The organism is Neogemmobacter tilapiae (assembly GCF_014652215.1).
Taxonomy (GTDB): Bacteria; Pseudomonadota; Alphaproteobacteria; order Rhodobacterales; family Rhodobacteraceae; genus Neogemmobacter; species Neogemmobacter tilapiae.
Genome location: NZ_BMYJ01000009.1, coordinates 104,111 through 113,251, shown reverse-complemented (window position 1 = coordinate 113,251; position 9,141 = coordinate 104,111). Strand labels below are relative to the sequence as shown.

Genomic DNA, 9,141 nt, shown 5'->3' with positions numbered 1-9,141 from the left:
GGCGGCTTTGGGGGGGGAAGCGCCGGCGCTTTATCATCTGGACAGCACGGCGCCGGACCGTCCCCGTGCGCGGACCCTGCCGGAAGAGCTGGCGCGGGTGGTGCGGGCGCGGGCGGCCAACCCCGATTGGGCGGCGGGGATGATGCGGCATGGGTTCCGGGGCGGGGCCGAGATTGCAGCGACCTTGGACCATCTGGCGGCGTTTCAGCAATTGACGCGGGCGGTGCCGGGGCATCTGTTTGACCTTTATCACGAGGCGACCTTGGGGCGGGATGATCTGCGGGATTTCCTTTCGCGGGAAAATCCGGGGGCCTTGGCGGCGATGGAGGACAAGTTCCGGGCCTTGGCCGAGGCGGGGCTGTGGCAGACACGGCGCAATTCGATTGCAGTGGGGTTGGGATGATGGCTTCGGTTGTCAAAGGCCCAGAAACTAAGGGCCCGGAAATCAAAGGCTGGTGCCCCGGTGCGCTGCGGCCCATGCTTTCGGGCGACGGCTGGGTGGTGCGGGTGCGTCCCATGGCGGGGCGGCTGACGCAGGAACAGGCGGCGGGGATTGCTGGTCTGGCCTTGGCGCATGGGAATGGCTGGCTGGACCTGTCGTCGCGCGCCAATCTGCAAATCCGGGGAGTGACTGAGGCCACCCATACGCCCCTGATCGAAGGGCTGCGGGCTTTGGGCCTGCTGGATGCCACGCCCGAGGCCGAGACGCGGCGCAATGTGCTGGTGACGCCGTTCTGGGTGGCGGGGGATGGCGTGCGGGAACTGGCGCTGGCGTTGTCGCAGGCGCTGGTGGCGAGTGATCTGGCCCTGCCCGCGAAATTTGGCTTTGCGGTGGATTGTGGGGAAAGCCCTGTCTTGCGCGGGGCTTCTGCCGATGTTCGGCTTGAGCGGGACGATATGGGGTTGATCCTGCGGGCGGATGGGCTGGCTTGGGGCTGGCGGGTTTCCACAGATCAGGCTGTGCCGATGGCGCTGCAACTGGCGCAGTGGTTTCTGGATTCGGGCGGGTCGCAGGATGGGCGAGGCCGTATGGCGGCGCATCTCGCCGACCCTGATCAGGTCTTGGCCTTACAAGGCTGTTTCCCGACGGCGACCGTGGCGCAGCCCCCCCTCCCATCCTCCCCCACGCGGGGGGAGGAGAGGCCCGGCTTGCCGCTGGATGCGCGCGTGACCAAGGTTCAAAGCGCCCCCCTCCCCCCGCGTGGGGGAGGGATGGGGAGGGGGGGCGCAGCGCCCGGCACCTGCCCTGCGGGTTTTCTGACCGGTCTGGCCTTTGGCCAGATGCGCGCCGAAACGCTGGCCCATCTGGCCAGCCTTGGCCCCCTGCGCCTGACGCCTTGGCGGATGGTCCTGATCGAAGGGGTGAACCAAGCCCCCGAGGATCCTGATCTGATCACCGACCCGGCCGATCCCCTGCTGCGCGTCGTGGCCTGCACCGGAGCGCCCGGTTGCCCTCAGGCCCATCAACCGACCCGCCCCCTTGCCCGCCAACTGGCCCCGCATCTGCCGCGGGGCAAAGCGCTTCACCTCTCAGGCTGTGCCAAGGGCTGCGCCCATCCTGCCGCCTGTGATCTGACCCTGACCGCCGCCCCCGGCGGCTTTCATCTGGGCCGGAACAGCAAGGCCGGTCTTGACGGCCCGCTATTGCCTGCCCATGCCCCTATCTTGTTGGAAATGTTGACCTGATGCCCCACAGTTACGAAACCGACGGCGCGAAAATCTACTTGCAGTCCTTTGCCACCATCCGGGCCGAGGCGGATCTGGCCCGTTTCACGCCCGAGGAAGAAATCGTCGCCGTCCGCATGATCCATGCCGCCGGAATGGTGGGGCTTGAGGCGCATGTCGAATTCACCCCCGGCATGGCGATTGCGGCGCGGGCGGCCTTGGAAGCGGGTGCGCCGATCCTGTGCGATGCGCGGATGGTCAGCGAGGGGATCACGCGTTCACGCTTGCCCGCTGACAATGCGGTGATTTGCACGCTGCATGATCCGGCGGTGCCGGAAATGGCGAAGGCGATGGGCAACACCCGTTCCGCCGCCGCTGTCGAACTTTGGCGGCCGCATCTGGCGGGGTCCATCGTGGCGATTGGCAATGCACCGACGGCCCTTTTCCACCTGCTGAACATGCTGGAAGACCCGACCTGCCCCCGCCCTGCGGCGATCATCGGTTGTCCGGTGGGCTTTATTGGCGCGGCCGAATCCAAGGCCGCGCTGATGCACGCCCCGCCCTGCCCCGCCGTCATCGTGCGGGGTCGCCTGGGCGGCTCGGCGATCACCGTGGCGGCGGTGAACGCCTTGGCCTGCCGGAGGGAATGATGGCGCATATCATCTGCGCGGGCCTTGGGCCGGGCGATCCTGATCTGATGTCGGTGCGGTCTGACCGGGCGGTGCGCAATGCCCGTCTGGTGGCCTATTTCCGCAAGAAAGGCCGCAAAGGTCAGGCGCGCGCCTTGGTCGAGGGGATGCTGCACCCCGAGGCGATTGAACTGGCGATGGAATATCCCTTTACCACCGAAGTCCCTTTCGACAGCCCCGCCTATAACCTTGGCATGGCCCGTTTCTATGACGACTGGGCCATGAAGCTGGCCGCGATGCCGGGCGAAGTGGTGGTTCTGTGCGAGGGTGATCCGTTCTTTTACGGGTCGTTCATGCATCTTTACACGCGGCTGCGGGGGAAGGTTCCTGTGACGGTCGTTCCGGGGATCACGGGAATGCAGGGTTGCTGGCATGCGACGGGGGAACCCATCACCTGGGGCGATGATGTGATGTCGGTGCTGATGGGAACCTTGCCCGAGGAAGATTTGGTCACGCGGATGCAGGCGGCGGATGCTTTGGTGGTGATGAAGACGGGGCGCAACCTGCCCAAGGTACGGCGGGCCTTGGGCCGGGCCGGGCGGCTGGATCAGGCGTGGCTGGTGGAACGGGGGACGATGGCAGGGGAACGGGTGGCGCGGCTGGTGGATGTGGCGGATGACGACATTCCCTATTTCGCGATTGTGCTGGTGCATGGGCATGGGCGGCGGCCCGAGGTGCCGGAATGACTTTTGACAACATGAGCGGCTGGGTGAAAATTGCGGGCTTGGGGCCGGGGGATGCCGCACTGGTGACGCCCGAGGTGATGGCAGCCTTGGCCGAGGCAACGGATGTGGTGGGCTATATCCCTTATGTCGCAAGGATCGCGCCGCGCCCCGGCCTGACGCTGCATCCCAGTGACAACCGGGTGGAACTGGACCGCGCGGGCCATGCCCTGCAAATGGCAGCCGCAGGGGGCCGTGTCGTCGTTGTTTCTTCGGGCGATCCCGGCGTCTTTGCGATGGCCAGCGCGGTGTTTGAGGCGCTGGAGGCGCATCCGGAGTATGCTGATGTCCCCATCGCGGTTCTGCCCGGCATCACGGCGATGCTGGCGGCGGCGGCGCGGGCGGGGGCGCCTTTGGGGCATGATTTCTGTGCGATCAACCTTTCGGACAATCTGAAGCCCTTTGATTTGGTGCTGCGCCGTGTGCGTCTGGCGGCAGAAGGGGATTTCGCGATGGGTTTTTACAACCCGCGTTCGGCCAGCCGTCCGCATCAATTCGGGCAGGTTCTGGCCGCCCTGCGTGAGGCGGGGGCAGGCCCCCGGCTGATCACCTTTGCGCGGGCCGTTTCAACCCCCGAGGAACGCTTGCTGACCGTGACGGTGGATCAGGCGACCGAGGATATGGCCGATATGCGCACCGTGGTTCTGGTCGGCAATTCGGCGACGCGGCGGGTGGGGAATTATGTCTATACGCCGAGGTCGGCATGAAGCCAGCGGATCGCCTGTTCGGGGGTTTCGACCTTCGGCCTTTCAGGAATGAAAGGCCGGTCGATCAGGATGACGGGCAAGCCCAAGGCGCGGGCGGCTTCGATTTTCGCCACGGCACCGCTGCCGCCCGCATTCTTGGCGACGATATGGGTGATGTGATGGGCTTGCAGCAGCGTCCTATCGCCTTGGGTCGTGAAGGGGCCACGGTCGATGAGGACGTCATGGGGCGCGGTCAGATCGACCGCACCGGGATCGACAAGGCGCAGAAGGTAGTGGTGTTCAGGGCGGGGGTTGAAAGCCCCAACATGCTGGCGACCGATGGCCAGAAAGACGCGCGCCGGGTCTTTGGGCAGGGCTTTGACGGCACTGGCAAGGTCGGCAACACGGGTCCAGCGGTCGGCGGGGGCTTCCGCCCAGCCGGGGCGTTCCAATGCCAGCAGTCTGAGGCCCGTCAAAGCGCAAGCCTTTACCGCATGCCCGCTCATCTGCGCGGCGAAGGGATGGGTCGCGTCGATGACATGGGTGATGTGTTCAGCTTGCAAGTAAGCCACCAGCCCCGCAACCCCGCCAAAGCCGCCCACACGCATGGGCAAGGCCTGCGCCACGGGCTTTTCCGTGCGTCCGGCCAAGGAATAGACCGCCTCAAAGCCCTGTTCGGCCAAGAGCCGCGCCAAGGCGGAAGCGTCGGTTGTGCCGCCCAGCAGAAGGATGCGCATCGTGTCTGAACCTTGGGTAACGATCATTGGCCTGAACGAGGATGGACTGGACGGTCTGTCCGCCGCAAGCCGTGCCGCGCTGGAACAGGCGGAATTCGTCTTTGGCGGTGCCCGGCATCTGGAACTGGCGGGGGTGGGCGCAAAGGGCCAGCCTTGGCCCATCCCCTTTTCCACCGCCCCGGTTCCGGCCTTGAGGGGGCGCAAGGTTGCCGTTCTGGCCTCGGGTGATCCCTTCTGGTTCGGGGCGGGCGGCAGTTTGATGGCCGACCTAGGCCCCGGCGAATGGGTCAGCCATCCCGCGCCCTCGTCCTTTCAACTCGCCTGCAACGCCTTGGGCTGGCGGATGGAAGAGGTCCGCTGTCTGGCCCTTCACGCCGCCGATTTTCAAAGCGAAAGGGCGAAATTTCAGCGGGGGGCGCGGCTGATTCTGACGCTGCGGGATGGCGATGCGCCGGTCGCACTGGCCCATTGGCTGGAAAGCATGGGCTGGGGCGACAGTGTGGCCTTTGTCCTTTCCCGGCTGGGTGGTCCGCACCAGACCATCAACAAGGGCCCCGCCCGCGCCATGTCATTCGCGCAGGCCCCTGTCATGGTGGCGCTTGAAATCGCGGGTGCTGTCGGCCTGCCCCGCACGCCCGGCCTGCCTGACGATGGCTTTGTGACCGATGGGGTCATGACCAAGTCCCATATCCGCGCCCTGACCTTGGCCGCGCTTGCCCCCCGGCCCGGCGAGGTGCTTTGGGATCTGGGCGCAGGCAGCGGCACGATTTCGGTGGAATGGTGTCTGGCGGGTGGCATCGCCCATGCGGTTGAACCGAAGGAAACACGGCAGGATTTCATCCGGCTGAACCGCACGGCCTATGGCATTGAAAAGCGTCTGACCCTGCATTCGGGGAAAGCCTTGGACGTGCTGGCAGCCCTGCCCCACCCGGACGCCGTTTTCATCGGCGGTGGGGCCAGTGAGGCGCTGCTGTCAGCCCTTTGGTCGCAACTGCCCCCCGGCACAAGACTGGTGGCCAATGCGGTCACGCTGGAAACCGAAAGCCTTTTGACCCTTTGGCACGGACAAAAGGGTGGCAATCTTTACAGATTTCAGGTGTCACAGGCCGACAGCCTTGGCACAATGCGGGGATGGCAGGCGGAACGGCCTGTCACGCAATGGGTGGTGACACGATGATCATAGCAGGTTTCGGTTTCAACAGCGGGGCCACGCGGCAATCGTTCCAAGAGGCGGTGGATCTGGCCACAGCCTTTCTGGAGGTTCACGCGCAAGAAGGCATCGAGGCACTGGCCACGGCCGAAGACAAACTAGGTTACAACGCGCTGCAACATCTGTCGGGCGAAATGGGTCTGCCGCTCTGGGCCATTCGCCTTGGCGATATCGCGCAAGCCCCCGTCGGCAAATCGGAACACAGCCCTGACCGCTACGGCAACCGCCGTCTGGCGGAGGCGGCCGCGCTGATCGGGGCGGGGCCGGGCGGCAGTCTGATCGGCGACCGCATGGTTTCGACCGACGGAACCGTAACAATTGCACTGGCCAGCGGGCCGGGACGAAATGTGTAAGGAACGAGAATGACCATCCATTTCATCGGCGCGGGCCCCGGTGCCGCCGATCTGATCACCCTGCGCGGCCGCGACCTGATCGCCGCCTGCCCGGTTTGCCTTTATGCCGGTTCGCTGGTGCCCGAGGCTTTGCTGGCGCATTGCCCGCCCGGCGCGCGGATCGTGAACACTGCATCCTTGGACCTTGACGCCATCATCGCGGAAATGGCGGCGGCCCATGCGGCGGGGAAGGATGTGGCGCGGTTGCATTCGGGCGATCTGTCTGTCTGGTCGGCGATGGGCGAACAATTGCGCCGTCTGCGGGCCTTGGACATTCCCTATGACGTGACGCCGGGCGTGCCCTCCTTTGCGGCGGCGGCGGCGACGTTGCAGGCGGAACTGACGCTGCCGGGTGTGGCGCAGTCGGTGGTGCTGACGCGGACCAGCGGGCGGGCCAGCGCGATGCCGGAGGGGGAGGCCTTGGAGAATTTCGCGCGGACGGGGGCAGTGCTGTGCATCCATCTGTCGGTGCATGTTCTGGAAAACGTGGTGGAAACCCTGGTGCCGCATTACGGGGCGGATTGCCCGGTGGCGGTGGTCTGGCGGGCGAGCTGGCCGGATGAGCGGGTGGTCAGGGCGACCTTGGGGACGTTGCGGACGGCCATTGGGGCCGAGATGGAGCGGACGGCGCTGATCATGGTCGGACGGTCACTGGGTGCGACGGATTTCGACGAAAGCCGTTTGTATGCGGGGGATTATGACCGTCGCTATCGGCCCGTGGGCACCGCGCCACGGTTTCCGGGGACATGAGCGGGTTGCCCCCCCCTCCCATCCTCCCTCCAAGGGGGGGGGAGGGGGCGCTTCATGTTTTGGCTTGCGCCCCTGATCAAAGACGCGGCGCGGCCCCTCCCCCCCTGTGGGGGAGGATGGGAGGGGGGGCTTTGCCATGACGCCCGGCCTGCTGATCGCAGCGCCGTCATCCGGCAGCGGCAAGACGACCGTCAACCTTGGCCTGATCGCCGCCTTTCGGGCGATGGGCATCGCGGTGCAGCCCTTCAAATGCGGGCCTGACTATATTGATCCGGCCTTTCATGGGGCGGCGGCGGGGCGGGCTTCGTTCAACCTCGATTCATGGGCGATGGACGGCGCAAGGATCGCCGCCCGCGTCACCAGCCTGCCCGCCGATCTGATCTTGGCCGAAGGGGCGATGGGCCTGTTTGACGGCGTGGCCCGGCCCGGTCTGTCGGGCAATGGGGCCAGTGCGGATCTGGCCGCCCAGATGGGCTGGCCCGTGGTGCTGGTGCTGGATTGCGGCGGTCAGGCGCAATCGGCGGCGGCGGTGGCCTTGGGCTTTCGCGCCTTTCGCCCCGAAGTGCAGGTGGCGGGGGTGATCCTGAACCGCGTCGCCAGCGCGCGGCACGAGGCGCTGTTGCGCGACGGTATGGCGCAGGCCGGGATTGCGGTCTTCGGGGCCCTGCCCCGGCGCAAGGATCTGACCCTACCCGAACGGCATCTGGGTCTGGTGCAGGCCGAGGAAAGCGCAGGGCTTTCGGAAACCTTGGCCGCCTTGGGGGCATTCGTGGCCGAACATATCGACCTTGCCGCCCTGCGCGCCGTGGCTTTGGCCAAGCCGCTTTCGCAGAGGGTGCCAAGCGCCCTGCCCCCCCCCGGCCAACGCATCGCCTTGGCCCGCGATGTGGCCTTTAGCTTTGTCTATCCGCATCTTCTGGCCGACTGGCGTGCCCAAGGCGCGGAAATCCTGCCTTTTTCGCCGCTGGCGGATCAGGCCCCCGATCCGCAGGCCGATGTCTGCTGGCTGCCCGGTGGTTACCCTGAACTCCACGCCGGGGTTCTGGCATCGGCGCAGAATTTCAAAGCGGGGATGCGGGAATTTGCCCGAACCAAACCCATTCACGGTGAATGTGGGGGTTATATGACCCTTGGTGCGGGGTTGATCGACGCCCAAGGCCAGCGTCATGAAATGTTGGGGCTTTTGAGGCTGGAAACCAGCTTTCACGCCCGCAAGATGCATCTGGGCTATCGTTTGGCGACGCTTGCCCATCCCATCCCCGGCCTGCCCGCAGGCCAGCGCCTGACGGGCCATGAATTCCACTATGCGACGATCCTGCACCAACCCGACGCCCCCCTTGCAGAGGTTCTGGACGCCACCCATCAGCCCGTGGCAGAGACGGGGGCAGCCCGTGGTCTTGTGACGGGCAGTTTCTTCCATCTGATCGGCCCCGCAGCATGACCGGCTTTGTCTCCTTTGTTTCCTCTGGCCCCGGCGATCCCGAATTGCTGACCGTCAAGGCCGCCCGCCTGTTGGGGCAGGCCGATGCCGTGCTGTATGACGACCTTTCCGCAGGCGATCTGCTGGCCTTGGCCCGGCCCGAGGCGGATCTGGTCAGCGTCGGGAAACGCGCCGGGCGGCCTTCGCCGAAACAGGATCATGTTTCGCGCCTTTTGGTCGATTACGCGAAAACCGGGCAGCATATCGTGCGGCTGAAATCGGGGGACAGCGGCGTTTTCGGGCGGCTGGAGGAGGAAATTCTGGCACTTGCCGAAGCCGGCATTCCCTTTGAAATCATCCCCGGCGTGACCGCTGCCAGCTCTGCCGCCGCCGCCGCGCAAATTCCGCTGACCCGCCGCCTGACGGCGCGGCGCGTGCAATTCATCACCGCCGCCGATGTGACCGGCGGCCTGCCCGAGGGGCTGAACTGGGCCGCGCTGGCCGACCCTGATTGCACCACCGTCATCTATATGGGACGCCGCACCTTTCCCGCATTGGCCGCCCGCCTGATGGCCGAAGGCCTGCCAGCGGACACCCCCGCCTTGCTGGCCGAAGCGGTTTCGCAGCCGGGGCAAAAGATCGAACGGTTCACCGTTCAGACCCTTGCCAAGACCTTGGAAGGTTCAGGACCAGGCCAGCCCACGGTGATCATCTATGGGCCGCTGATGGAGGTTCCGCCCAGCGCCTGAGTGACAGGTCAAACAGGCTAAAACTCCAAAGAACGGCCCGGCCGGATTCCTAGGGTTGAAGGGGCGCAGTTTGTGCGTTGGCGCACTTGACCGACCCCAAAATCCGACGCTCATATGCTGA

The 9,141-nt window shown here is 65.9% G+C and carries 10 protein-coding genes and 1 pseudogene; 10 read left to right on the top strand and 1 reads right to left on the bottom strand.

Going from position 1 to position 9,141, the window contains the following annotated elements; all coding sequences use genetic code 11:
• From IE095_RS18425 to cobJ, 5 genes and pseudogenes are all read left to right on the top strand, one after another.
• Positions 1-403 (top strand): annotated as a pseudogene (locus IE095_RS18425) (cobaltochelatase subunit CobN); the annotation flags it as partial.
• A complete protein-coding gene (gene cobG / locus IE095_RS14325) occupies positions 400-1,686 on the top strand; it encodes a precorrin-3B synthase (RefSeq protein ID WP_229804808.1) in 1,287 nt (428 codons plus the stop codon). The pseudogene IE095_RS18425 and the gene cobG, both read left to right, overlap by 4 nt.
• The gene (locus tag IE095_RS14320; protein WP_189412355.1) at positions 1,686-2,315 is read left to right on the top strand and encodes a precorrin-8X methylmutase; all 630 of its coding nucleotides are present in this window, start codon (positions 1,686-1,688) and stop codon (positions 2,313-2,315) included. Before cobG ends, IE095_RS14320 begins: the two co-directional genes overlap by 1 nt.
• On the top strand, positions 2,315-3,040 hold the full coding sequence (gene cobI, locus IE095_RS14315; RefSeq protein ID WP_229804807.1) for a precorrin-2 C(20)-methyltransferase: 726 nt from the start codon (positions 2,315-2,317) through the stop codon (positions 3,038-3,040). The genes IE095_RS14320 and cobI overlap by 1 nt, the downstream gene beginning before the upstream one ends.
• Before the next feature lie 11 nt (positions 3,041-3,051).
• Entirely contained in the window at positions 3,052-3,783 is a 732-nt protein-coding gene (cobJ, locus tag IE095_RS14310; RefSeq protein ID WP_189412411.1) for a precorrin-3B C(17)-methyltransferase, read from the top strand.
• Here cobJ and IE095_RS14305 read toward each other — a convergent pair.
• Positions 3,762-4,499, bottom strand: a complete 738-nt coding sequence (locus IE095_RS14305) for a cobalt-precorrin-6A reductase (RefSeq protein WP_189412353.1) — start codon at positions 4,497-4,499, stop codon at positions 3,762-3,764. The genes cobJ and IE095_RS14305 overlap by 22 nt on opposite strands.
• A gap of 1 nt (position 4,500) precedes the next feature.
• Here IE095_RS14305 and cbiE point away from each other — a divergent pair, with 1 nt between their 5' ends.
• From cbiE to cobA, 5 genes are all read left to right on the top strand, one after another.
• The gene (gene cbiE / locus IE095_RS14300) at positions 4,501-5,676 is read left to right on the top strand and encodes a precorrin-6y C5,15-methyltransferase (decarboxylating) subunit CbiE (protein WP_189412352.1); all 1,176 of its coding nucleotides are present in this window, start codon (positions 4,501-4,503) and stop codon (positions 5,674-5,676) included.
• The gene (locus IE095_RS14295) at positions 5,673-6,062 is read left to right on the top strand and encodes a cobalamin biosynthesis protein (RefSeq protein WP_189412351.1); all 390 of its coding nucleotides are present in this window, start codon (positions 5,673-5,675) and stop codon (positions 6,060-6,062) included. The genes cbiE and IE095_RS14295 overlap by 4 nt, the downstream gene beginning before the upstream one ends.
• Before the next feature lie 9 nt (positions 6,063-6,071).
• The gene (gene cobM / locus IE095_RS14290) at positions 6,072-6,851 is read left to right on the top strand and encodes a precorrin-4 C(11)-methyltransferase (protein ID WP_189412350.1); all 780 of its coding nucleotides are present in this window, start codon (positions 6,072-6,074) and stop codon (positions 6,849-6,851) included.
• 136 nt (positions 6,852-6,987) lie between these two features.
• On the top strand, positions 6,988-8,292 hold the full coding sequence (locus tag IE095_RS14285; RefSeq protein WP_189412349.1) for a cobyrinic acid a,c-diamide synthase CobB: 1,305 nt from the start codon (positions 6,988-6,990) through the stop codon (positions 8,290-8,292).
• Positions 8,289-9,020: a uroporphyrinogen-III C-methyltransferase gene (cobA, locus tag IE095_RS14280; RefSeq protein ID WP_189412348.1), complete on the top strand. Its 732-nt coding sequence runs from the start codon at positions 8,289-8,291 to the stop codon at positions 9,018-9,020. The genes IE095_RS14285 and cobA overlap by 4 nt, the downstream gene beginning before the upstream one ends.
• Positions 9,021-9,141: the final 121 nt, after the last annotated feature.

Excerpts from the sequence above, each read along its gene's own strand:
- cobG (WP_229804808.1), top strand. The coding sequence starts at position 400 with ATGATGGCTTCGGTTGTCAAAGGCCCAGAAACTAAGGGCCCGGAAATC.
- IE095_RS14320 (WP_189412355.1), top strand. The coding sequence starts at position 1,686 with ATGCCCCACAGTTACGAAACCGACGGCGCGAAAATCTACTTGCAGTCC.
- cobI (WP_229804807.1), top strand. The coding sequence starts at position 2,315 with ATGGCGCATATCATCTGCGCGGGCCTTGGGCCGGGCGATCCTGATCTG.
- cobJ (WP_189412411.1), top strand. The coding sequence starts at position 3,052 with ATGAGCGGCTGGGTGAAAATTGCGGGCTTGGGGCCGGGGGATGCCGCA.
- IE095_RS14305 (WP_189412353.1), bottom strand. The coding sequence starts at position 4,499 with ATGCGCATCCTTCTGCTGGGCGGCACAACCGACGCTTCCGCCTTGGCG.
- IE095_RS14295 (WP_189412351.1), top strand. The coding sequence starts at position 5,673 with ATGATCATAGCAGGTTTCGGTTTCAACAGCGGGGCCACGCGGCAATCG.
- cobM (WP_189412350.1), top strand. The coding sequence starts at position 6,072 with ATGACCATCCATTTCATCGGCGCGGGCCCCGGTGCCGCCGATCTGATC.
- IE095_RS14285 (WP_189412349.1), top strand. The coding sequence starts at position 6,988 with ATGACGCCCGGCCTGCTGATCGCAGCGCCGTCATCCGGCAGCGGCAAG.
- cobA (WP_189412348.1), top strand. The coding sequence starts at position 8,289 with ATGACCGGCTTTGTCTCCTTTGTTTCCTCTGGCCCCGGCGATCCCGAA.